Source organism: Allobosea sp. TND4EK4 (assembly GCF_900156025.1).
Taxonomy (GTDB): Bacteria; Pseudomonadota; Alphaproteobacteria; order Rhizobiales; family Beijerinckiaceae; genus Allobosea.
Window position 1 is genome coordinate 143,016 of sequence record NZ_FTMO01000007.1, and the last position, 23,331, is coordinate 166,346.

23 protein-coding genes are annotated in these 23,331 nt (G+C 66.8%); 13 read left to right on the forward strand and 10 right to left on the reverse strand.

Annotation, left to right across the window (positions count from 1 at the left end; all coding sequences use genetic code 11):
* The first annotated feature begins 114 nt into the window (after positions 1-114).
* Positions 115-639 (forward strand): retropepsin-like aspartic protease family protein, encoded by a 525-nt coding sequence (locus tag BW981_RS13990; protein WP_175624130.1) that lies wholly within the window; start codon positions 115-117, stop codon positions 637-639.
* Between the two features lie 31 nt (positions 640-670).
* On the opposite strand, the gene BW981_RS13995 is transcribed toward BW981_RS13990, so the two are convergent.
* The 3 genes from BW981_RS13995 to BW981_RS14005 form a co-directional block, all read right to left on the reverse strand.
* On the reverse strand, positions 671-1,267 hold the full coding sequence (locus BW981_RS13995; protein WP_076440178.1) for a TadE/TadG family type IV pilus assembly protein: 597 nt from the start codon (positions 1,265-1,267) through the stop codon (positions 671-673).
* 14 nt (positions 1,268-1,281) lie between these two features.
* Complete coding sequence (locus tag BW981_RS14000) at positions 1,282-1,884, reverse strand: TadE/TadG family type IV pilus assembly protein (RefSeq protein WP_076440329.1); 603 nt, start codon at positions 1,882-1,884, stop codon at positions 1,282-1,284.
* A gap of 187 nt (positions 1,885-2,071) precedes the next feature.
* Positions 2,072-2,563 carry a pilus assembly protein N-terminal domain-containing protein gene (locus BW981_RS14005; RefSeq protein WP_076440180.1) on the reverse strand — a complete coding sequence of 164 codons (492 nt, stop codon included), beginning with the start codon at positions 2,561-2,563 and terminating at the stop codon, positions 2,072-2,074.
* A gap of 412 nt (positions 2,564-2,975) precedes the next feature.
* On the opposite strand from BW981_RS14005, the gene BW981_RS14010 reads away from it, so the two are divergent.
* From BW981_RS14010 to BW981_RS14050, 9 genes are all read left to right on the forward strand, one after another.
* A complete protein-coding gene (locus tag BW981_RS14010; RefSeq protein WP_076440183.1) occupies positions 2,976-3,146 on the forward strand; it encodes a Flp family type IVb pilin in 171 nt (56 codons plus the stop codon).
* 98 nt (positions 3,147-3,244) lie between these two features.
* The gene (locus tag BW981_RS14015; protein ID WP_175624131.1) at positions 3,245-3,760 is read left to right on the forward strand and encodes an A24 family peptidase; all 516 of its coding nucleotides are present in this window, start codon (positions 3,245-3,247) and stop codon (positions 3,758-3,760) included.
* A 116-nt stretch (positions 3,761-3,876) separates the two neighbouring features.
* On the forward strand, positions 3,877-4,659 hold the full coding sequence (gene cpaB, locus BW981_RS14020) for a Flp pilus assembly protein CpaB (protein WP_076440185.1): 783 nt from the start codon (positions 3,877-3,879) through the stop codon (positions 4,657-4,659).
* Positions 4,656-6,098, forward strand: coding sequence for a type II and III secretion system protein family protein (locus tag BW981_RS14025; RefSeq protein WP_076440188.1), 1,443 nt, complete (start codon positions 4,656-4,658; stop codon positions 6,096-6,098). Before cpaB ends, BW981_RS14025 begins: the two co-directional genes overlap by 4 nt.
* 30 nt (positions 6,099-6,128) lie before the next feature.
* Positions 6,129-6,875 (forward strand): CpaD family pilus assembly protein, encoded by a 747-nt coding sequence (locus tag BW981_RS14030; RefSeq protein ID WP_076440333.1) that lies wholly within the window; start codon positions 6,129-6,131, stop codon positions 6,873-6,875.
* A complete protein-coding gene (locus BW981_RS14035) occupies positions 6,872-8,140 on the forward strand; it encodes a CpaE/TadZ family protein (RefSeq protein ID WP_076440190.1) in 1,269 nt (422 codons plus the stop codon). The genes BW981_RS14030 and BW981_RS14035 overlap by 4 nt, the downstream gene beginning before the upstream one ends.
* Before the next feature lie 76 nt (positions 8,141-8,216).
* Entirely contained in the window at positions 8,217-9,650 is a 1,434-nt protein-coding gene (locus BW981_RS14040) for a CpaF family protein (RefSeq protein WP_076440193.1), read from the forward strand.
* 15 nt (positions 9,651-9,665) lie between these two features.
* Positions 9,666-10,643, forward strand: coding sequence for a type II secretion system F family protein (locus tag BW981_RS14045; protein ID WP_076440195.1), 978 nt, complete (start codon positions 9,666-9,668; stop codon positions 10,641-10,643).
* Between the two features lie 9 nt (positions 10,644-10,652).
* Positions 10,653-11,630: a type II secretion system F family protein gene (locus tag BW981_RS14050; protein ID WP_076440198.1), complete on the forward strand. Its 978-nt coding sequence runs from the start codon at positions 10,653-10,655 to the stop codon at positions 11,628-11,630.
* A 121-nt stretch (positions 11,631-11,751) separates the two neighbouring features.
* Here BW981_RS14050 and BW981_RS14055 read toward each other — a convergent pair whose 3' ends face one another.
* Entirely contained in the window at positions 11,752-12,624 is an 873-nt protein-coding gene (locus BW981_RS14055; RefSeq protein ID WP_083712354.1) for a tetratricopeptide repeat protein, read from the reverse strand.
* A gap of 119 nt (positions 12,625-12,743) precedes the next feature.
* On the opposite strand from BW981_RS14055, the gene BW981_RS14060 reads away from it, so the two are divergent.
* From BW981_RS14060 to BW981_RS14070, 3 genes are all read left to right on the forward strand, one after another.
* Positions 12,744-14,120, forward strand: a complete 1,377-nt coding sequence (locus tag BW981_RS14060) for a leucyl aminopeptidase family protein (RefSeq protein WP_083712355.1) — start codon at positions 12,744-12,746, stop codon at positions 14,118-14,120.
* A gap of 79 nt (positions 14,121-14,199) precedes the next feature.
* The gene (locus tag BW981_RS14065) at positions 14,200-14,553 is read left to right on the forward strand and encodes a MarR family transcriptional regulator (RefSeq protein WP_076440205.1); all 354 of its coding nucleotides are present in this window, start codon (positions 14,200-14,202) and stop codon (positions 14,551-14,553) included.
* 40 nt (positions 14,554-14,593) lie between these two features.
* Complete coding sequence (locus tag BW981_RS14070; RefSeq protein WP_076440207.1) at positions 14,594-15,448, forward strand: C40 family peptidase; 855 nt, start codon at positions 14,594-14,596, stop codon at positions 15,446-15,448.
* A gap of 3 nt (positions 15,449-15,451) precedes the next feature.
* Here BW981_RS14070 and BW981_RS14075 read toward each other — a convergent pair whose 3' ends face one another.
* The 6 genes from BW981_RS14075 to BW981_RS14100 all read right to left on the reverse strand — a co-directional run bounded on the left by BW981_RS14075 (position 15,452) and on the right by BW981_RS14100 (position 23,195).
* Positions 15,452-16,744, reverse strand: a complete 1,293-nt coding sequence (locus tag BW981_RS14075; protein ID WP_076440209.1) for a sensor histidine kinase — start codon at positions 16,742-16,744, stop codon at positions 15,452-15,454.
* Positions 16,745-16,903: 159 nt separating this feature from the next.
* Complete coding sequence (locus tag BW981_RS14080) at positions 16,904-17,335, reverse strand: hypothetical protein (protein WP_076440211.1); 432 nt, start codon at positions 17,333-17,335, stop codon at positions 16,904-16,906.
* A 3-nt stretch (positions 17,336-17,338) separates the two neighbouring features.
* Positions 17,339-17,698 (reverse strand): glycine zipper domain-containing protein, encoded by a 360-nt coding sequence (locus BW981_RS14085; RefSeq protein ID WP_076440213.1) that lies wholly within the window; start codon positions 17,696-17,698, stop codon positions 17,339-17,341.
* Positions 17,699-17,811: 113 nt separating this feature from the next.
* Positions 17,812-18,945 carry an AI-2E family transporter gene (locus BW981_RS14090; RefSeq protein ID WP_076440215.1) on the reverse strand — a complete coding sequence of 378 codons (1,134 nt, stop codon included), beginning with the start codon at positions 18,943-18,945 and terminating at the stop codon, positions 17,812-17,814.
* A gap of 85 nt (positions 18,946-19,030) precedes the next feature.
* On the reverse strand, positions 19,031-22,072 hold the full coding sequence (polA, locus tag BW981_RS14095; RefSeq protein WP_076440335.1) for a DNA polymerase I: 3,042 nt from the start codon (positions 22,070-22,072) through the stop codon (positions 19,031-19,033).
* Positions 22,073-22,262: 190 nt separating this feature from the next.
* On the reverse strand, positions 22,263-23,195 hold the full coding sequence (locus BW981_RS14100) for an aldo/keto reductase (RefSeq protein ID WP_076440217.1): 933 nt from the start codon (positions 23,193-23,195) through the stop codon (positions 22,263-22,265).
* Positions 23,196-23,331 lie beyond the last annotated feature (136 nt).

Genomic DNA, 23,331 nt, shown 5'->3' on the forward strand with positions numbered 1-23,331 from the left:
CTTCGCGCGATCACGTCCCGGCCAAAGCCGCTTTCGACACAATCCGCCGAGCCCTGTTCACGCTTCGTCAGGGCAGCATGCCGGATGCTGATGCTCTGCAAGGAGCGTCCCGCCATGTCGAATGCCACGAGCTGGGCCTTGGGCTGCGCCGGCGCAGCCGCTCTCACCGCACTGGCCTACACGCAATGGCTTGCGCCGAAGGTCGTGGCGGAACCGGCGCAGGCCGCCACCGCGACGCGCGCCACCCAAGCGCCCGGCCCACGCAAGCCCGCCACCCTCGCGGTTGCCGCCGATTATCGCGGGCATTACCTCGTCCACCCGACGATCGACAACTTTCGCGTCCGGATGATGGTCGACAGCGGCGCCAGCCTCGTGGCCCTGACGGCCGAGGATGCGCGAGCCCTCGGCATCACCGCCGGCAGCAACCCGCGCCGGATGATGCTGAGCACGGCCAATGGCAGCGTGAGCGGCTTCCGTGCGGTGCTGAAAGAGATCCGCCTCGGAGAGATCGTCGTCAGGAACGTGGATGCGGTGGTGCTGCCGCCAGGCGCCCTGTCGATCAGCCTGCTTGGGAACTCGTTCCTCGGCAAGCTGACGGGCTACGAGGTCCAGACCGGCCGTATGGTCCTGCGGGGCTGAGACCGGCCGCAGCGCTCGGGCGCGGAAGGCGTCAGCTGAAGCTCGGACAGGGGTTGGCGTCGGTGCGGATCACCTGCTCGATGCTTGCGGAGCCGGCGGCCTGGGCACCACGTGGGCGCGTATAGATCGGATCGTTTCCGAGCGTCACAGCTCCCGTGATCACGTAACCAGTGATCGGGGTGTAATCATAGCTCGCCCGGGCCATGATAACCGATGTGTTCGGCACCCGAAGGGCCGTCGGGAGCGTGACCGTCGTACCGCGTGCAAGCGCGGCGCTGTTGCGCTGGCTGCTCCAGCAGACCCGCGCCGTGCCGGTCGAGTCGATGATGACATTGGAGATCACCATCTTCGCCGGTGTCGAGGAGAAGGGCGCCAGGATCATCTGGGCCGCGTCGAAGATGTTGTTGACGTCGGCGGGCGCAACGATCTGCGCGCGGGCCGTGAGGTCGGCGAGGGCCGATGTCAGCTGCGTGACCTTGCGGCTGGCCATCACCATCTGCGTAACGTCGACGGTTCCGAGATAGGCGACGAGCATGACGGGAAGGGCGACGGCAAACTCGACAAGCGCCACGCCCTTGCGGTCCTCCCGGAACGCAAGGAGGTGCTGTTTCAGCCTGGTGGACAGCATGATGGAGCCCCTCCTCACGAGCCGACGAATGGTTCCGCTCGGAACGTGGTCGTCGCGATCAGCGCCGTGCGCCCGGGCCCGATATTGGCGAGCGCCGCCGAAGCCCAGGATGTCAGGAACAGCTGATAGTCGAGCACCGCGCGCGCCACGATGATCTGGCCGGGCTGTGGCTGGTTATAGGTAAAGCCATTGGTGTTCAGCGCGCCGCCCGCTGTCACCGCCCCGGTGCCGGCGCTGGCATTGGCGAAACTCGAATAAAGCTTCACATCGACATAGAGCTTGGAGCAGTCGATCAGTCCCGTCGGCGCGAGCGCGCAGATGTCGTCACGAAAGGCCTGCGCATTGGCGGCCGGATTGTTGGAGGTATAACGGCTGACGGCCTCTCCTGTCAGGAGGCGCCGCGAAGCCTGGGACAGCGACTCCTCGAGGATCTCGTTCGCCCAGAACATCAGGGCGGTCTCGAAGATCGCGAACATCAACGCAAAGAACGGCACGGCGACCAGGCCGAATTCGACGGCGGCGACACCTCGCTCGGACCGTCGAAAGCGCCGAAGCAAGCCGGCCTTGGGAGCACGGGGCGGATGAGCGCCGCCATCGGGATGAGAAGAGAGGCCCATCGGATCCGCAATCTGTTCGAGGGCAGCGCCTTTGCGCCGCGCAAGAAACATCTACGGGAAAAGAATTTCCGATCGGTTATGCCTATCCAGCAGCGGTCGCGACCCGGCGTGAACCCGATCTTCACCATGCGCCCGCCCCGGCGGGTGCGGCCGAGCCATTCGGTCAGCCGCGCCGTCGAAGCGCGACCTAGCGAGGCGCTGCCCCGCTGGCCATGGCATTGCGGCTGGAGGCCTGCGCCCCGGCCTCGCTGAAATATTTCTGCGAGTCGCCGAGCTGGACCGAAGGCTGGCACTGGGGCGTGCAGGAATAGCTTTCGCGTTCCATGCCCCGCTGGACGGTCAGCACCGCATCGCCGTCGGGACTCACGCGCACGAGCGATTCCGCCAGAAGGGTTCCGGTGGCGTCGAGCGCGATCAAGTTGGTCACGCCGTAGCTCTTGCCCGTCACGATCATCACGCCGTTGCGCTGCACCGTCACATCGGCGATAGCCGGGTTGCCGACCACGACGGTCTGTGCCTGCGCCGGCAGGCGGATGACCTTGGCATGATCCACAAGCACGACGACGCTCTCGAGCGGCGCGGCGACAGCCGGACCAGCCGCGAGCAGCACGGAAACGATGGCGGCAGACAGGTAGGATCTGGCTGGACGGGACCCTTCTGCGGTCCGGACAGTGTCCATGGCGGCGCCTCGAAGCTTGTGACCCGGCGATCCAAGCGCAAAATGATGAATCAAACGCTAAACCGGCCCGGACTCAGGACCTGAAAGGACCCGGCGGATGATCTCGTAACGGAAGACATCAGGGCTATGATTGACCAACTCGCCTGATCGCTGCCGGTTCTCTGAAATTCTCCGAAACTATTCCTGCAATTTTAACCAATCAATTCGCAGTATTTACTAGATATCGAGGAATTATATCGGATAAATACATATCAATCCCGCGTTAACCACAGACGAAAGCGCTTCGAGATTCCGCGAATTCTTCTCATCGTTTAACGGTTCAGCAAGAGGCGCTCGCTAAGTTCGTTCCTGTCGCTGACCGAAGCCGATCCAGAGCGAAGGCAGCCGTCAAACCGTGGCAAGGAGTTTCATCATGACCAATCTTTTCGCCCGCTTCATCAAGAACGAGTCCGGCGCCACCGCCATCGAGTACGGCCTGATCGCCGCCCTGGTCGCCGTTGCCGCGATCGGCGGCATGACCGCCCTCGGCGGCAAGCTGCAGGCGCAGTTCACGGACATCTCGACCCAGCTCAAGGGCAAGTGATCTAGCTGCCTCTCGGCAGCTAGCGGCGGGGCGCCCGGATCATCCGAGCGCCCCGTTTCGTTTTGGTTAGGCCGTTCGAGCCTGGGTCGGGTGAAGCCATGTCGGTGCTCTCGCAAATCATCTTTCTCGGTATCTTTCCGGCCATCATGGCGTTCGCGGCGTCGAGCGATCTCGTCTGGATGACCATTTCGAACAGGCTCTGCCTGATCCTGATCGCGACATTCGGGCTTTGTGCGGCCGTGATCGGCCTTTCGGCAGTCGAACTGGCATGGCATGTCGCGGCGGGCGCCCTCGTGCTCGCGGTCACCTTCGGCTTCTTCGCCGCCGGATGGATCGGCGGCGGGGACGCAAAGCTGGCCGCCGCAACCGCCCTGTGGTTCGGCTTCGATCAGCTCTCGGCCTATCTCATGATCTCGGGCGCGATCGGCGGGCTGCTGACGGTCGCCATCATCCGGCTGCGGGAGTATCCGCTGCCACAGGTCGCGAAAGATTGGGAATGGGCCCGGCGCCTGCACGGTGCGACGACCGGCGTGCCGTACGGGATCGCACTGGCGATGGCAGCGCTCTTGATCCTGCCGGAGACGGCCATCTGGCGCGCGGCGATGGCTCTGTAGCCAAGGCGACCCCGGCTCCCTTTCAAAAAATACACGACCGATTAACCATAAGTTGACGTTTCGGACCGACGATCCCGAGCAAGAGCCGAATGCGATCGGCTGAGGATCGGGCGTCGATGAGTCCAGCACGCATCATCATTCTGGCGGTCGCCCTGGCCGCAGGCCTGGGAGCCGCTCTGCTTGTGCAGCGCCCTTCCGAGGTTCCTCCTGCGGTCGCCAAGGTCGAAGCTGCGCCGACCGTTCCGGTACTGGTCGCCGCTTCCGACATCCCGCTGGGCAACACCGTTTCCGCGGGCGATCTGCGCTGGATCGACTGGCCTCTAGCGGGAGTTCCTTCGGGCATCGTGCGCAAGGACGAAGCCCCCGACGCTGAAAAAGAGATCATCGGGCAGGTGGCGCGCTATGCGATCCTGGCCGCCGAGCCGATCCGCCGCGAGAAGCTCATCAAGACCGACGGCACCGGCTTTCTCTCCGCCGTCCTGCCATCCGGCATGCGCGCTGTCGCCATCAGCACCGACAGCCGCGGCGCGAATACGGCGGGCGGCTTCATCCTCCCCAACGACCGGGTCGACGTCATCAGCACGGTCCGCACCGAAGCCAGCAATGGCGGCGCCGATTCCTATGCCAGCGATACCTTGCTGCGAAACATCCGTGTGCTGGCCATCGGTCAGAACATCCAGGAACGGAACGGCGAGAAGGTCGTGATCGGGGAAACCGCCACGCTCGAGATCGCTGCCGCCCAGATCCCCGTCCTGGTGCAGGGGCAGAAGGCCGGCGCCCTCTCGCTCGCGCTCCGCAGCCTCAAGGATAGCGGCGAGGTCAGCGCGCCGGAGAACACGGTCGAAAACGGCATGACCCTCGTGCGGTACGGCGTCACCACCAAGAATGTGAAGCCATGAGCAGATCCGGCATCCTCCTCGCAGCGGCGGCGCTCCTTCCGCTGCTCCCGCTCCCCGCCCAAGCGCAATCCGCCGGCCCTGCGCCGGTGCTCAACGTCGGCACCAGCGACTATGCGATATCGCGCAAGCTCGACCTTTCGATCGGGCGTTCGCTGGTGGTCGAACTGCCGCGTGACGCCAAGGAGGTCTTCGTCGCGAACCCGAAGGTCGCCAACGCGGTCGTCCGCACGGCGCGCAAGCTCTTCATCATCGGCATCGCCGACGGCGCGACCTCGATGTTCGTGATGGACGCCGAAGGCCGCCAGATCACCGCGCTCGAAATCAATGTCGGGCGCGATCTGAACGTCCTGCGCCAGACGCTGCGCACGGCGCTGCCGAACTCCCAGATCGAGATCAAGCCGGCGGGCGAGTCGATCCTGCTGATCGGCACCGTGCCGAACGCCTCGGAAGCGACCCAGGCCGTCGATATCGCCAATGCCTTCGTCGGCGTCTCCGACAAGACCAGCGCCAAGGGCTCGGTGATCAACTCCCTGACGATCAGGGACCGCGACCAGGTGATGGTGAAGGTCGTCATCTCCGAGGTTCAGCGCAAGGCGATCAAGCAGCTCGGCATCAACTCGACCGGCGAATGGAAGCTCGGCAAGTTCTCGATCACCCCCTCGATCGACAATCCGCTGCCCCTGCAGCCGCAGGCCCTGTCCGCCACCGCGATCGGCGCCGGCATCGGCAACTCCCAGAACTTCACGCTGCGCGCGCTCGAGCGGGCGGGCCTGGCGCGCGTCCTCGCCGAGCCGACCGTGACGGCGATCTCGGGCGAAACGGCGAAGTTCACCGCAGGCGGCGAGATTCCGGTTCCGAAGGGGCAGACCTGCTCCTATGACACGTTCGGGCGCCAGACGTGCCAGGTCCAGCTCGAATACAAGCCCATCGGCGTGACGCTGAATTTCACCCCGATCGTTCTGTCCGACGCCAAGATCAGCATGCGCATCGCGACCGAGGTGACGGAACTCGATTTCGAGAACCAGTTCCGCCTCAGCGACAACTCACAGGCCGGCCTCAACACACCCGCCTTCCGGGTGCGCAAATCCGATACGACGGTCGAACTGCCCTCGGGCGGCACGCTGGCAACTGCGGGGCTGATCCAGCGTGTCTCGAAGAGCTCGCTCAACGGCCTGCCCGGGCTGATGAACCTGCCGATCATCGGCACGCTGTTCCGCTCGCGCGACTATCAGCGCGAGGAAACCGAATTGATGATCACCGCGACCCCCTACATCGCCAAGCCGATGGCGCCGAGCCAGGTGCAACGCCCGGATGACGGATTCGTCGAATCGCATGATTCGCAGGCGATCCTGCTCGGCCGCCTCAACAAGATCTACGGCAGCGGCAGCGGTCCGGTTCCCCAGGCCTATAAGGGCCGCGTCGGCTTCATCGCGGATTGAGGCGGGGGAGATCGCATGAAGGATCAAGCGATGAAGACGGCACCGGCCCGATCGCATTTCCCGCTGCCATGGCGACTCGCCCTCATGGCGGCGGCCACCGGCCTGCTGGCCGCCGGCTGCGCCAGCAAGGGCCCGGAGCCCGTTGCCTCCGCCCCGATCGACGTGCGCGAAAGGCATCCGATCGTCCTGCGCGACGCGCCGCGCTCGCTCGACGTCTTCGTCGGGCGCTCCGGCAAGGCGCTCGACCCGCGGCAGAGGGGCGATGTCATCGCCTTCGCCCAGGAATTTCGCCGCAGCGGCCGTGGCGGACTCGTCGCGGAAGTTCCGACCGGAGCGCGGCGTGAACTCGCGACCCACGATACCCTCGGCGGCATTCGCGCGGCGCTGGCCCAGGGAGGCGTCTCGCCGGCCCTTCTGTCGGTCCGGACCTATCCGGTGCAGGATCCGCTGCTCGCTTCGCCGATCCGGCTGACCTTCGCCTCGCTCCAGGCGCAGCTGCCGCATGAATGCGGGCAGTGGCCACAGGATCTCGGCAGCTCGGATTTCAAGTTCTCCGCGTCGAACGAGCAGTACTGGAACTTCGGCTGCTCCCAACAGGCGACGCTAGCCGCCCAGGTCGCCGATCCGATCGATCTCGTGCGCCCGCGCGAAGAAGGGCGGCCGGACATCGTCAAGCGCATGAACGCCATCGCCAAGATCCGCCAGGGGCAGGATCCTTCGACGCAATATCGCGCGACAACCCCGCAGATCAACTCGTCCGTCGGAGGGGGGACATGAGCGTGTCGGAGACGGGCGCCGCAGACGCCGGGGCCCCTTCGAGCGAAGGCGTCATCGCCCCGCTGCCGCGGATCACCCTGCAGGCATTCTGCGAAACCGCCCCGGTCGCGGCCGCGATGCAGGCGGCTGTCGCCGACCGGCGCATGGACAAGGCGCATGCGCGCATCCAGATGGGCGGCCCTGCCGCAGCGGTGGAGGCGTTCCGCGCCGCTCCGACGCCCAACATCATCGTGCTGGAGACCGTTTCGGAGCCGGCCGCGCTGATCGGCCACCTCGAATCCCTCTCTGAGAGTTGCGACCCCGGCACCAAGGTCGTCGTGATCGGGCACGTCAACGACGTTCAGCTCTATCGCGACCTGATGCGACGCGGCGTCAGCGAATATCTGGTGGCGCCGCTCGATACCCTCGACATCCTGCGCACCCTCTCCGAGCTTTATACGACGCCGGAGGCGCGCCATCTCGGCCGCACCGTCGCGGTGATGGGCGCGAAGGGCGGTGTCGGCTCCTCGACGATCGCGCACAATGTCAGCTGGGCGATCGCCCGCAATCTCGATGCCTCGACCGTGATCGTCGATCTGGACGTCGCCTTCGGCACGGCTGGGCTCAACTTCAACCAGGACCCGCCTCAGGGGATCGCCGAGGCTCTGTTCGCGCCCGAGCGGCTCGACTCGAACTTTCTCGACCGCCTGCTGTCGCGCTGCAGCTACAATCTCGCGCTGCTGGCGGCGCCGGCAATGCTCGATCGCACGATCGACCTCGACGAAGGCGCGCTGGACCAGTTGCTCGAGCTGCTGCGCGCCAGCATCCCCTGCATCGTGCTCGATGTGCCGCATCAATGGACCGCGTTGACGAAGCGCACCCTCCTGGGCGCCGACGAGATCCTCATCGTGGCCGAGCCGGAGCTGGCATCCCTGCGCAACGCCAAGAACCTGCTCGACCTTGTCCGCGCCGGCCGGCCCAACGATGCGCATGCGCGCCTGGTGCTGAACCAGGTCGGCATGCCGAAGCGGCCGGAGATCGGCGCGGCGGAGTTCGCCAAGGCGCTCGGCGTCGAGGTCACCTGCTCGATCCCCTTCGACGCGCAGCTCTTCGGCACCGCCGCCAATAACGGCCAGATGATCGCGGAGGTCCAGGCGGGCAGCAAGGCGAACGAGGCCTTCACGCAGATCGCCAGCCTGCTGACCGGCCGGGGCGAGGCCAAGCGCGGCAAGCGCGGCCTGTTCGAGCCGCTCGTTTCGAAACTGAAGCGTCGCAAGGCCTCATGAGCACCGGCTTGAGCCCCCGTTCCCATCGTCCCGCCCACTGGCCCGCGGCGCCTCGACCGCGGCCGGAGTAATCGAGATGTTCGGCAAGCGATCCGCCGGCACCGCGCCGGCGCTGAACCCGGTAGCCCGGAATTCGGCTCCGCAGCCGGCGGCTGCGCGCCGCGCGGAGCCGACCGTCGTCGTCGAGGAGCGCAAGACAGCGCCGGAAACGGCGCGCTCCGAAGACTACTACCAGATGAAGAGCATGATCTTCGGGGCGCTGATCGAGGCCATCGATCTGTCGCAGCTGGCGAAGCTCGACTCCGAATCGGCACGCGAGGAAATCCGCGACATCATCAACGAGATCATCTCGCTGAAGAACGTCGTGCTCTCCATCGCCGAGCAGGAAGAACTGCTCGAGGACATCTGCAACGACGTGCTCGGCTACGGGCCGCTGGAGCCCCTGCTCGCGCGCGACGACATCGCCGATATCATGGTCAACGGCGCCAGCCGCACCTTCATCGAAACCGGCGGCAAGATCACCCTCACCAACATCCGCTTCCGCGACAATGCGCAGCTGATGAATATCTGCCAGCGCATCGTCAGCCAGGTCGGCCGGCGCGTCGACGAAAGCTCGCCGATCTGCGACGCGCGCCTCGCCGACGGCTCGCGCGTCAACGTGATCGCGCCGCCGCTGGCGATCGACGGGCCCGCGCTCACCATCCGCAAATTCAAGAAGGACAAGCTGACGCTCGACCAGCTCGTCAGGTTCGGGGCGATTTCGCCGCCGGGCGCCGAGATCCTGAAGATCATCGGCCGCGTCCGCTGCAACATCGTCATCTCCGGCGGCACGGGCTCGGGCAAGACGACGCTGCTGAACTGCCTGACCAACTATATCGACGAGGACGAGCGCGTCATCACCTGCGAGGACGCGGCGGAACTTCAACTGCAGCAGCCGCATGTCGTGCGCCTCGAGACGCGCCCGCCCAATCTCGAGGGCACCGGCGCGGTGACGATGCGCGACCTCGTCAAGAACTGCCTGCGCATGCGGCCCGAGCGCATCATCGTCGGCGAGGTGCGCGGGCCCGAGGCCTTCGACCTGCTGCAAGCGATGAATACGGGCCATGACGGCTCGATGGGCACGCTCCACGCCAACACGCCGCGCGAATGCCTGAGCCGTATCGAATCGATGATCACGATGGGCGGCTTCTCGCTGCCCTCGAAGACCCTGCGCGAGATGATCTGCTCCTCGGTCGACGTGATCATCCAGGCGCAGCGCCTGCGCGACGGTTCGCGACGGATCACGCACGTCACGGAGGTGATGGGCATGGAAGGCGAGGTCATCATCACGCAGGATCTGCTGACCTACGAGATTTTGGGCGAGGACGCCCAGGGCAAGCTGCTCGGCCGCCACCGCTCCACCGGCATCGGCCGCCCCCGCTTCTGGGAGCGGGCGCGCTATTATGGCGAGGAGCAAAGGCTGGCGAACGCGATCGACCAGCTCGACCAGGACGGCGCTGCCCATGTCTGATCGTGCGGGGCCGAGATGGACATGAGCACGCTCGCGGTCGCGCTCCTGGCGATGCTCGCCGTCGGCGGCGTCGCCTATGCGCTGCTCTACCCGGCCCTCAGCGGGGAAAAGCGCGCGCAGAAGCGGCGCCAGGACCTTGCCGGGCCGGTCGCCATTCGCGGCGTCGATCGCGAGCAGCAGGCGCGTGCCAAGCGCGGCCAGGTCGCCCAAAGTCTCAAGGAGATCGAGAATCGCGAGAGCGCGCGAAACAAGGTCTCTCTCGAAACGCGGATCGCACAGGCCGGTCTGAGCTGGACGCGCCGCAAATATTACATCGTCTCGGCGGTGACCGCAGTTGCCCTGGCGCTGTTGGTGTTTGTCCTCAGTGGCAACGCGATTCTCGCGATGACAGCCCTGTTCATCGGTGGTTTCGGGCTGCCGGTCTGGTTTCTCAAGCGCTGCAAGACCAAGCGGCTTAAGCAGTTCGGGATCGAGTTCCCGAACGCGCTCGACGTCATCGTCCGCGGCATCAAGTCCGGCCTGCCTGTCAACGACTGCCTGCGGATCATCGCCAGCGAAGCCAACGAGCCCGTCCGCGGCGAATTCAGGCAGATCATCGAGGGCCAGGCGCTGGGCCTTCCGCTGTCCGACGCCGTGGTCAAGCTCAACGAGCGGATGCCCTGCGCCGAGGCGAATTTCTTCGGGATCGTCATCGCCATCCAGCAGAAGACCGGCGGCAATCTGGCCGAGACGCTCGCCAACCTGTCGCGCGTGCTGCGCGACCGGCGCAAGATGCGCGACAAGATCCAGGCCGTGTCGATGGAGGCCAAGGCTTCCGCCTCGATCATCGGCTCGTTGCCGATCATCGTCGGTGTCCTCGTCTATCTGACCACCCCGAAATACATCGAACTGCTGTGGCTGACGCAGGTCGGCAAGTTCGCCATGATCGGCAGCGCCATCTGGATGCTGATCGGCGTTCTGGTGATGCGCAAGATGATCAATTTCGAGATCTGAGGGGCCACCATGATTTCCCTCATCGTCGACCGGATCACCAATCCCCAGTTCATGCTGGCGCTGCTGGTGGCCGTGGCCGCCGCCGCCACCGTGCTCACCATCGCGATCCCGCTGACGGAAGGCCAGAGCCTGCAGAAGCGGATGAAGAACGTCGCTTCCGAACGCGACAGGATCAGGGCCCGCGAGCGCGAAAGGCTCAATCGGCAAAGCGACAAGGTCAGCCTGAGGCAGGAGCCGAAGGCCTATATGCGCCGTATCGTCGAGCAGTTCAAACTGGGCGACTGGCTGGGAACGGAAACGGCCAAGAAGCAGCTCGCCATGGCCGGCTATCGCGGCCCCCAGGCGGAAGTCGCCTTCCTGTTCTTTCGGATGGCGAGCCCGATCGGGCTGTTCCTCTTCGCGGCCTTCTACATCTTCGTCGTGAACGATTTCGGCCTGGCGCCGATGATGAAGATCGGTGTCATCATCGCCGCCGCCTATCTCGGCATCAAGGCGCCGGAGATCTTCCTCTCGAACCAGATCAGCAAGCGACAGGCCTCGATGCGACAGGCCTTCCCAGACGCGCTCGACCTCCTGCTGATCTGCGTCGAGGCCGGCATGTCGATCGAGCATGCCTTCCGGAAGGTGTCGACCGAAATCGGCGGACAATCCGTCGCGCTGGCGGAAGAATTCGCCCTCTGCACGGCAGAGCTTTCCTATCTGACCGACCGGCGCATCGCCTATGAGAACCTGACGATGCGCACCGGGCTCGAGAGCGTGAAGTCCGTCTCGACCGCGCTGATCCAGGCCGAGCGCTACGGCACGCCGGTGGGTACAGCCCTGCGGACGCTGGCGCAGGAGAGCCGCGACCAGCGCATGAACATGGCGGAAAAGAAGGCGGCCTCGCTGCCGCCCAAGCTTACGGTGCCGATGATCGTGTTCTTCCTGCCGGTGCTGTTCGTCATCATCATGGTCCCGGCGCTGACGCAGGTGTTCAAGTGGCAGTGAGCCCGTGAGCGGTAGCAGCCGCGTAAACAAAAGGCCGGTTCACCCGTCCGGGTGCCGGCCTTTCTGATTCACCGGCTCTGTCGAGCGCGGGGTTGAGCCAGTGCCAAGGGCGGCCGGTTCTTCAGCCCGGCTGAGCTTCGGCGGTCCGGGCCCGCGCCGCCGGCTGCTGCGCCTTCGGCTTGCCGCCCTTGAGCAGATCCCAGCTGTTCTGCTGGCTGACGCTGCGCTTGAGATAAGCGACGGTCGCCGCCGCCTCGGCCGGGCTCTGGTCCCGGCGCGCAACGGTCTCCGCTTCCGCGAAACGCCCCTGCAGCCCGAGCACGAGCACGAGATTCTGGCGCACCCGTGCATCGGCGCCGGGGGCGGCCGCCGCCTCGTGAAGGACGCGCTCGGCCTCCGGCAGCTTGCGCGAGAGCGCCAGCGAGAGGCCGAGATTGGACATGATCGTCGGCTCGTTCGGCGCGAGCTTCAGCGCCGTCTGGTAGAGCTGCTGGGCGCGCTCGTGCTCGCCGAGCTGGTCGGCGACGGTGCCCTGCGCCGACAGGATGCGCCAATCGGGACGCTCTGGCGTATGGGCTCGGGAGAGCACCTCGTCGGCTTCGCGCAGGCGGCCGTTATCGGCAAGCGAGCGGCCATAGGCGCCGAGCAGCTCGCGATCGTCCTGATGGATCAGGACCGCGCTCTGCAGCACGGCCAGCGCTTGGGCGTTCTGGTCGAGCGCGCGCAGGGCACGCGCATAGAAGAAGGCCGCGTTCCGGTCCTTGCGGTCGGCATCGTAGCGCTTGCCCCAGCTCTCGCTCTCAGCCTGCCAGCCTGCCGCCGTGCGCGGCTGGGCGGGCGCGCTGCGGCCGATCGACCCGGTGACGTCGCCGAGGCCCGCCCGGCTCTGGCAGCCGGCGAGGCCGAGCGCCGCCATCCCGATCGCAAGCGACAGGGCGACATGACGATGCCGGCTTCGGGAGGGGTGCGGAGATGCGAAGGGGGCTGGGCACATGGACCGATCGCCTGCGAGAGTGCGGCTGCATGGACTGCGTCTGGTAGAGCCGGTGATAAGTCGTTAACCCTAACGCTTCCTTAAACGGCCCCCTCCCTCCTGCTTCCGGACTGCCCGTCGTGAACGCGCTCCTCCCGACATCCGTCGACGCAACGCCAATCCACATCGTCTCGCCCTCCGACTGGCCCGCGCTGCAGGACGGATTGCCGGCCGCACAAGCGAGTTTCGCCATCGCACAGGGCTTTGAGGGTCGTGCCAACCAGCATTGCCTCCTGCCCGATGCCGACGGCGCCATCGCCGCCGTCCTGCTGGGCATGGGGGCGCCGGGCCGGCGCAGCGACCCTTTCGCACCGGCCCGGCTGGCGGCGCAGCTTCCGGAAGGCCAATATCGGCTATGCGGACCGCTCGACGACCCGGCCTCGGCCGCGCTTGGCTGGCTGCTGCAGGGCTATCGCTTCGGCCGCTATCGCGACGCCGGTGCGAGCAAGGCGCGGCTGGCGGCGCCGCAGGGCATCGATCCCGAGGACATCATGCGAATCGCCGGATCGGTGGCTCTGGCGCGCGACCTCGTCAACACGCCCGCGAACGATATGGGGCCGGAGGAGATCGAGGCGGCGATCCGCGCCGTCGCGGCGGAGACCGGCGCGACGGTGGACAGCATCGTCGGCGACGCGCTGCTGGCCCGGAACTTTCCGATGATCCATGCGGTCGGCCGGGCCTCGGCAAGGGCGCCGCGCCTGATCGATCTCAGCTGGGGCGATCCGGCCCATCCCAAGGTCACATTGGTCGGAAAGGGTGTGGCCTTCGACACGGGCGGCCTCGATATCAAGCCGGCGTCGTCGATGCTGCTGATGAAGAAGGACATGGGCGGCGCGGCCGCCGCCATCGCGGCTGCGCGGATGATCATGCTGGCAAAGCTGCCGGTGCGGCTGCGGCTTCTGGTGCCGGCCGTCGAGAATGCGATCTCGGGTTCGGCGTTCCGCCCCGGCGACATCCTGCCGAGCCGGAAGGGCATCAGCGTCGAGATCGGCAACACCGATGCCGAGGGGCGCCTCATCCTGGCCGACGCGCTGGCGCTGGCCGATGAGGAGGAGCCCGCACTGCTGGTCGATTTCGCGACGCTGACGGGAGCGGCGCGCACCGCGCTCGGGCCGGAGCTCCCGCCCTTCTATACTCATGACGAGGCCCTCGCCGCCGACATCGCGCGGATCGGGCTGGCCGTGAACGATCCCGTCTGGCGGCTGCCGCTATGGGCTCCCTATGAAACCATGCTGGAGTCCAAGGTGGCCCGGATCAACCATGTCGGCGGCCCGATGGCGGGTTCGGTGACAGCGGCGCTGTTCCTGAACCGCTTCGTCGAACGCACGGCGTCCTACGCCCATTTCGACATCTATGCCTGGACCCCCTCGGCCAGGCCCGGGCGGCCCGAAGGCGGCGAGTGCCAGGCGGGACGGCTCATCTACGCGCTCGCCAGTGAGCGCTACCCGGCCGGTTAAGCCTGATCGAGCAAGACAGTTGCCTGTCGCCGGCTGCAGGCTAATGATACGGGTCCGTAACGATCGGACCCGGACAGGCATGCCTCTGGAGATCAAACCCTCGCAGGCGCTGCGGCTCTGGCGACAGGTCCATCTTGACCTCGTTCGCGACGGACAGGCGGACCTGTCGGCCCGCCAGACGGCGATCCTCCTGACGGTCTATCTGGAACTGCCGCCTCATACGGTGCGCGGGCTTGCCCAGCAGCTCGGCGTCACCAAACCCGTCATCACCCGCGCCCTGGACACGCTCGGCAAGCTCGGCCTGCTGACGCGCAAGCGCGACGAGCAGGACCGCCGCAACGTGGTGATTCAGCGCACGGTCGCCGGCGCGCTCGCGGTCGAGCGGCTGGCCGATCTCGTCACCGAGCGCGCCAGGGAAGCCGGCGGCGGCTAAACCCTTCCCGCCGATGCGAGCGAAGCGTTAGGTTGTCGCCATGAGCACGATTCTCGACAGGCGCATCACCGTTTTCCGCTCCGACCTTGCGGCGAGCCATCTGCGCGGGCAGGTGGAGGCCGGCGCCTTCGCCGAGCCGCAGCCGATGCGGGTCGTCGCATCCTCCGCCCCGGTCAGGCGCGAGCCGCGGCCCGATGCGCCGCTCGATACCGAGGCACTCCGCGGCGAGCTGGTTCAGGTCTATGAGCGCCATGAGGGCTGGGCCTGGGCGCAGCTCGCCGGCGACGGCTATGTCGGCTACCTGCCCGACGACGCGCTCAGGGCCGAGGCGAGTGCGCCGACCCACCGGGTCGCCGCGCTGCGGACTTTTCTGTATCCGGGGCCCTCGATCAAGCTGGCGCCCCTTGCGGCCCTCTCGCTCGGCGCAAGCGTGACCGTGGTCGCGCAGACGGGCGATTTCGCCGTGCTGGCCGACGGGGGCCATATCTTCCTGCGCCATCTCGCCCCCCTCGACCGGCTCGAGCCCGATTTCGTCGCGGTCGCGGAGCGCTTCCTCGGCGTGCCCTATCTGTGGGGCGGGAAGACCAGCCTCGGGCTCGACTGCTCGGGTCTGACGCAGCTCGCGCTCGCCGCCGCCGGCATCGCGGCACCGCGCGATTCCGATCAGCTGGAGGCTTTGGTCGGACAGCCCGTGCGGTTTGACGAGGCGCTGGATGGCTTGAGGCGCGGCGATCTCGTGTTCTGGAAAGGCCATGTCGGCATTCTGACCGACCCAGACACGCTGCTGCACGCGAACGGCTATACCATGGATGTCCATCGCGAGCCTCTGCGGGAGGCCCGCGACCGCATCCGCGATAAGAGCTTCGGCGCGATCACGAGCGTCCGCCGCCTTTAGCCGTCAGGCCTCGCGCTTCGGGAACGTCACTTTCACGCAGGTGCCGGGGCGCGGCTGGCCCGGGCGGAGCGGCTCGGTCGTCATGGTCGCGCGCATGCTGCGCAGGAGGCTTGCGATCACCGTCTGTCCGAGGCCGCTGCCGTGATTCTCCTCCGGCATGCCGACACCGTCATCCTCGATGGACATGCACAGCGCCGGGGCGCCCTCGAACTCGACCTGCTCCAGCCGAACCGCAATGCGCCCGGAAGCGCCGTCGGCGAAGGCATGCTTGATCGCGTTGGTGACGAGCTCGTTCACGATCACCACGAAGGACACCGCGTCGCGCCCGGGCAGGCGGATCGCATCCATGTCGAGATCGATGGCGATCGGCCTGCCCTCGGCCGACTTGCCGATCTCCGCCAGCAGGTCCTCCATATAGGGCCGCGCATCGACCTCGTCCGTGTCGATATCGAGCCTCAGGCGGCGCTGTCCGGCGGCGATCGCCTGGATGCGCGTCTGCGCCTGCATCAGGGCCATCTTGACCGCAGGCTCCGGGCTCTGCCGGCTCTGAACGTTGAGCAGGGCCGAGACCATGGCGAGATTGTTGCCGACACGGTGGTTGACGTCGCGCAGAAGCGCTTCGATGCGCAGGCGTTCGCTTTCGAGCTGGCGGGTGCGGTCGCTGACGATCTGCTCAAGTTCGGCATTGCTCAGCGCCAGCGCCGCGCTGCGGCGCTGGCGGCTGCGCAACTGCTGCCACGCCGCGAAGGCAAGCCCCGCGAGGGCCACGACGATGCCGGTGCTGCCCCAGAGCCGGCGGCGCTCCTCGCTGCGGTAGAGCGACAGGAGACGGGCGTTCTCGGTTCGCTGGATCTCCTGGACGGTATCGCGAATCCGGCTCATCGCGGCGATGCCGGGCCCGTCCCTGACGAGGGCCACAGCCTCCTCCCGGCGGCCCGAGCGTTCCAGCTCGATGGTCCGGGTAAGCTCCTCGAGCTTGATCCGCATGGCCACGCGAAGGATCTCGACCCGCGCCTTCTGCCCGGGATCGGTATCGACAAGCGCGTCCAGAACCACCAGCTCGGGGCCGGCTTCGGCGCTGCCTTCGGTGAACGGCTGGAGATAGGCGGCCTTGCCAGTGAGCAGATAGCCGCGCTGGCCGGTTTCCGCATCACGCAGCCGCCCGAGGAACCGCTCGGCCCGCTCGCGAATCTCGATGGCGTGCGACACCGAATCGGCGGCCTGCCGAGCCTCCCGATTGATCCATGCCGCCAGGATGATCGCGAGCGCGACAACGCCGATCGCAATGATCGTCACCGTCGCCGATCGAATTCTCGCTCCCAGCACCGGAAGGGCCACGGCCCGGAACCGTCTGCGAGACCTCGCCTGATCCGTCATGCCACCGTGTTAAACAGAGCCTGCCCGATTCCCAATGCAAAATGACGAGGAGGGACGGGCGGCCACCTCCGCAGAACCTTACACGTCGAGGTCATCCTCATCGGCGCCGCCGGTGAAGAGTTGACGGCCGATGATCGTCCCAAGGACCGCGATTCCACCCAGAGCGACCACCCGCCAGCCGGTTCGGGAAGTCATCAGCCTGGCGGCCAGCGGAGCGGCCGCGAAAGCGGCGGCCGCCGGAATTGGCCGGGAAGGCCGCTTTCGGTTCTTGATGTACAGAGCCGTACAGAGCGCGAGCACTGCCGCCAGAGCGAGGCCGCCAGCGATCCACAAGCTGGCGGCCACAGGGCCGTAGCTCAGGCTCAACACCGTGTGGAGCGCGCTGAGGGCGTAGCCCGCCGCGCAGACCAACAGCAGCCCGGTCAAGCCGAACAGGCCGTAAATTGCGACGTTGCGCCTGACCGACCCCGACACTTCCGAGGCGATGTAGGATCCGAGCCCCCCGAACATGGCCTAGCGCGCCGAAAGGTAGCCGACGAACAGGCCGACCATCGCCGCAACGCCGAGGGCGCGCAACGGCCGCTCGCGGATCTCGTCCTCGATCAGCTGCTGCAGCTCGGAAGCCTGTTCCTTCGCAACATCGACCATGCGGTCGGCATCGACGCCCACCGCGCGCAGCCGCTCGCTGACGGTGGCCGCGATATCCTCGGCGCCACGGGCGAGCGTGTCCTCGAGAGCGCCGGCCTGGCGCTTGGCCCGCTCTCCGGTGCGGCGGGCCTCGGCCGCGACGTCTTCCGCTCCGGCCTCGATCTGCGCCTTGACGCGCTTGGCAGCGGCGCCTGCCTGACGCTTCGCGGATTCAGTGGTGGCCATGAGGATCGCTTCCTTGTGGTTTCGATAAAGGTGATCGTGTCGAGACAATGCCCACACCGCAAGGGCACTGCGCGACTTTCAGCCAACGCCGGACATGCGGTTCTGTTCCCTCGTCAGCCGGCGGCGGGCTCGGCCTGTGCCTCGTCCTCCTTCACCTTCTCCAGACGGTAGCGCGCAAACTCCTCCTGCGCGACCATGGCGACGATGATGATCGGCGTCGCCAGCACCGCACCGACCGGACCCCAGAGCCAGAGCCAGAAGATGAAGCCGATGAAGACGAGGAAGGGCGAGATCGTCAGCCGCGAGCCGACGAATACCGGCGTCACCGCATTGCCCTCGACAAGATGCAGCCCGTAATAGGCAGCGGCCGGCCAAGCCGCGGCCAGCACTGAAGGCGCATCGATCAGAGCGCCCGCGAACAGCGCCACGGCCACGATGACCGGGCCGATGAAGGCAAGGTAGTTGAGCAGGAAGGCGAGCGCGCCCCAGAAAATCGGGAAGGGCAGGCCCGCGAGCCAGGCGATCGCCATCGTCAGCAGGCCCATGCCAAGATTGATCACGGTGACCAGCGCGAAATAGCGCGCCACCCGCTCCTCGATCTCCTCGAAAAAGGAGCCGGCGGATTTGCGGGCGCTTCGGCCAAGGCACAGCCGCAGGATGCGCGCCTTGAGGTGGCGGCGCGTCGCCAGCCAGAAATAGATCGTCGCGACGAAGAGCAGCAACCCGCCTGCTGCCGCGGAGGACGACATGGCGATGTCCATCAGCGGATTGCCCTGGGAGACGCTGATATCGCCGCCATGGCCGGTCAGCCCCGTCAGGCCGCGCTTGAAGTCGTCCATGACGGTAAACATTCCGTTGAGCTTGGTTTTAAGCGCCGCCATCATCGCGGGGCCCTGATCGCTCCAGGCCGCCATCGGCACGGCGAGTACGCCGATCGCCATCGCCAGCAACGCCACGAACAGCAGGACGACGAGCGCCGCCGCGAGATGCTGCGGAACGCGGTGCCTCACCATCCAGTCGACGAGAGGGCCCAACACGAGGCCGAAGATCACGCCCGCCGTCACGGGAACAGCGATCACCCTCATCAGATAGAGCGTGCCGGTGAAGAGGATGACGAAGATGCCGACGATCGCATAGCGGAGGATGAGGTCGTGCTCATAGGGCGTGACGTCGGCGTCCGGCTCCTCGGAGCTGCCCTGCTCCACCATGTAGCGAGGAAACGGCCTCCAGGCCGAGGAGTTGAGCATGTTTCGTGGTCCTGACGCGCACCCCGCGCACTCGGCGCGTCCGACAGTGAACGCGCGGCCGGATGCGCCGGTTCCGGCGGCCCCCTCAGTGCGCCTCGTCCCAATTGCCGGCCGCGCGCGCCTCGACGGCCAGCGGCACGCGCAGCTGCACGGCGGGGTGCGGGGCCTCGATCATCACACGCTCGATCACCGGCAAGGTCTTCTCGACCTCGTCCTCGGGCACCTCGAAGACCAGCTCGTCATGGACCTGCAGCAGCATGCGGGCGTTCAGCCGCTCGGCCTCGAGAGCCGCATCCATCCGGATCATGGCGCGGCGGATGATGTCGGCCGCCGAGCCCTGGATCGGCGCGTTGATCGCCTGGCGCTCGACGAAGGCGCGCTCGGACGGGTTCTTGGACGCGACGGCCGGGAAATGGCAGACGCGGCCGAAGAGCGTGGTGACCTTCGCATGCGTCCGCACATAGGTCTTGGTCTGGTCCATGTAGTCGCGGATGCCGGGGAAGCGCTCGAAATATTTCCGGATATAGGCGCCGGCCTCCTCCCGGCCGATGCCGAGCTGGTTGGCGAGGCCGAAGGCGGAGATGCCATAGATGATGCCGAAATTGATCGCCTTGGCGCGGCGCCTCACCTCGCTCGGCATGCCCTGCACGGGTACGCCGAACATTTCCGACGCCGTCATCGCGTGGATGTCGATGCCGTCGGCGAAGGCCTGCCGGAGCTGCGGGATCTCGGCGATATGGGCAAGCAGGCGCAGTTCGATCTGGCTATAGTCGGCGGAGACCAGCTTGAAGCCCTTCTCCGGCACGAAGGCCGTGCGGATCTTGCGGCCGGCCTCGGTGCGGATCGGGATGTTCTGAAGGTTGGGCTCGGAGGAGGAGAGCCGGCCGGTGGTGGTCGCAGCCAGCGCGAAGGAAGTGTGCACGCGGTGGGTCTGCGGGTTCACATAGGCCGGCAGCGAGTCGGTATAGGTCGATTTGAGCTTGGCGAGCTGGCGCCATTCGAGGATCTTCGACGGCAGCGGATGGCCCTGCTCGGCCAGCTCCTCCAGCACGCCGGCCCCCGTCGCCCATTGGCCCGTCGCGGTCTTCTTGGCGCCGGCCAGACCCATCTTGCCGAACAGGATGTCGCCGAGCTGTTTCGGGCTGCCGATGGTGAATTTCTCACCGGCGAGTTCGTAGATCTCGTCCTCCAGCCGCGCCAGGCTCTGGGCGAACTCGCCAGAGAGGCGCGAGAGGATCTGCCGGTCGATGGCGATGCCGCGCTTTTCCATGTCGGCGAGCACGGCGACCATCGGCCGTTCCAGCAACTCGTAGACCGACGTCTTCTTCTCGGCGACGAGGCGCGGCTTCAGGGCGAGCCAGAGCCTCAGCGTGACGTCCGCATCCTCCGCCGCATACTCGGTCGCCTTGTCGAGCGGCACCCTGTCGAAGGTGATCTGCGATTTTCCGGTGCCGGCAACCTGCGCATAGGGAATCGTCTCGTGGCCGAGATGAAGCTGCGAGAGCCGGTCCATCCCATGGCTGGTGGCGCCGGCATCGAGCGCATAGGAGATCAGCATCGTGTCCTCGATGCCGCGGACGGTCAGGCCGTGCCGCTCCAGCACGAGCAGGTCGAACTTCAGGTTCTGGCCGATCTTGAGCACGCCCGGATCGGCGAAGAGGGCCTTCAGCGCCGCGACGGCCTGGGCGAGCGGGATCTGGTCCGGCAGCAGGCCCTCATCGAAGAGCCCGCCATCCCCCGCGCGATGCTGCAGCGGAACGTAGCAGGCGCGGTTGGGCGCAACCGCCAGCGACAGGCCGACGAGGTCCGCCTGCATCGCGTCCAGCGAATTGGTCTCCGTGTCGAGCGCGACATGGCCGGTCTCGTAGGCCCAACCGACCCAGCGTTCGAGATCGGCCAGCGTGCGCAGGCATTCATAGCGCGAGCGGTCGACCATGATCGCGAGCGCCTCGTTCTTGCGGGCAGCGGCGAGATCAGCCGGCTTCAGCCAGCCCGCTTCGCCCCCGGAGGCTTCCGCCAGCGTCGCACCGGCCGTCGGCGCCGCCGGCGTGATGCCGGAGACGGCATCCTCGATCGCGTCGGCGCCGGCATGGAGCGCCTTGAGTTCCGCCGCGCGCGTGCCGCCCGGCGCCAGTGCGGGATCGGCATCGATCGCGCCGACATCGGCCTCATAGGCCTCGGCGACGCGCTTGGTGATGGTGGTGAATTCCATCGCCTTGAGGAAGGCGATGAGTTTGGCGGGGTCCGGCTGGTCGAGCGTCAGGGTTTCCAGCGGCGTTTCGACCTCGACATCGTCGACGAGCGTGACGAGCTTGTGCGAGATTCGGACCTTCTCGATCACCTCGGGATTGGTCAGGGTCTCGCGGCGCTTGGGCTGCTTGATCTCGCCGGCGCGGGCCAGCAGCGTCTCGAGATCGCCATATTCGCCGATGAGCTGGGCGGCCGTCTTGATGCCGATACCCGGCGCGCCGGGAACGTTATCCGTGGCGTCGCCGGCCAGCGCCTGCACGGCGGTCACCTTGTCGGGCGTCACGCCGAAATACTCGACGACTTCGGGCTCGCCGATGCGGCGTTCGGCCCGGAAGCCGGCACCCTTCTTCTGGTCGCCGGAGGCGGGGTCGTACATGGCGACGCCCGGCCGCACGAGCTGCATCAGGTCCTTGTCGGCGGAGACGATCAGCACATCGGCGCCGGCCGCTCTGGCCTGTTTCGCATAGGTCGCGATCAGGTCGTCCGCCTCATAGACGTCCTGCTCGACGGGGATGAGGCCAAAGGCGCGCACCGCCTCGCGCATGAGCGGAAATTGCGGGATGAGATCGGCCGGCGGCTCCGAACGGTTGCCCTTGTAGGCCGGGTAGATCGCCTTGCGGAACGAGTTCTCGGACTTGTCGAAGACGATGGCCAAATGCGTCGGCCGGACACCCAACACGCCCTCGCGCACGAACTGGAAGAGCTTGGTCGCGAAGAGCCGCACCGCGCCGGAGGGCAGCCCGTCCGAGCGGGCATTGTATTTCCGGTCCTGATTGATCGACTGGAAATAGGCGCGGAAGATGAAGTTCGAGCCGTCGACCAGGAAAAGATGGTCACCGGGCTTCAGCGCAGGCGCGGGGGAGGCTTTCTCGCTCATGGCGCGGACCATAGGCGGGGCCAAGGGCGCGGTCCATGGGCTCTGCGCGTGCCGAGGCCCGAAGCTGTCAGGATTGGCCCGTCCTGCTCGGGCTCGCCCCGTGCATCCGGGGACAAGCACCCTCCAGCGCCTCAGATGGCAAGAGATTCCCGGGTCCGCGCAAAGCGCGGCCCGAGAACGATGCCCTTCGTTACTGCGTGATCCTGTCGATCTCGGCCAGGTCCTCCACCGTCAGCGCCCAGTCGGCGGCCTTGACATTGGCGGCGATCTGCTCCGGCTTCGTCGCGCCAGCGATGACGCTGGAGACCACGGGCTGGGCCGCGAGCCATGAGAAGGCCAGTTCGACGAGGCTATGACCGCGCTGCTCGGCGAAGGCAGCGAGCCCCTCGATCCTGCGCCAGTTGTCCTCGCTGAAGATCTGGCCGGCCCGTTCGGGCAGCTTGGTCAGGCGCGCCCCCTCCGGCATCGCCGCGCCGCGCTTGTACTTGCCGGTGAGCGCGCCGTTGGCGAGCGGGAAATAGGGCAGCAGGCCCATGCCGTAATGGGAGATCGCCGGGATCAGGTCCTTCTCGGCGGCGCGCTTCAGCAGGCTGTACTCGTCCTGCGCCGAGGCAAACCCCGGGAGCCCGAGCTCGCGCGCCGTCCACTGCGCGTCGGCAACCTGCCAGGCGACCATGTTGGAGCAGCCGACATAGCGGACCTTGCCCTGAGTCACGAGGTCTTCCAGCGCTCGCAGCGTCTCGTCGATCGGCGTCAGCGGATCGGGCGTGTGGAACTGGTAGAGGTCGAGCCAATCGGTCTTCAGGCGCGTCAGCGATTCCTCGACGGCGCTCATGATGTAGCGGCGCGAGCCGCCCTGCCCGCCATGGAACATCTTCATGCCGAACTTCGAGGCCAGCACGATGTCCTTGCGCCGCGCACCCAGGACCTGGCCCAGCGCCGTCTCCGAGCCGCCCTTCTCGCCATAGATGTCGGCGGTATCGAACAGGGTGATGCCGTGCTCGATCGCGGCATCGACGACCTTGCGCGTCGCGTCCAGGTCGATGCGCCCGCCGAAATTGTTGCAGCCGAGGCCGACGAGCGAGACGCGCAGGCCCGAGCGGCCGAGATTGCGGAACTGCATGGCGATGGTCCTTCCCTGAACAGGCGCGCACAGGACCAGAGCGGGAGCGGCAGGGCAATCGCCGCAGCCGTCAGTCAAGGGCTGCACCCAGCGCAGGCCCGCGGCAGACCCGAAACAAAAATGCCCGGGCGTCGCG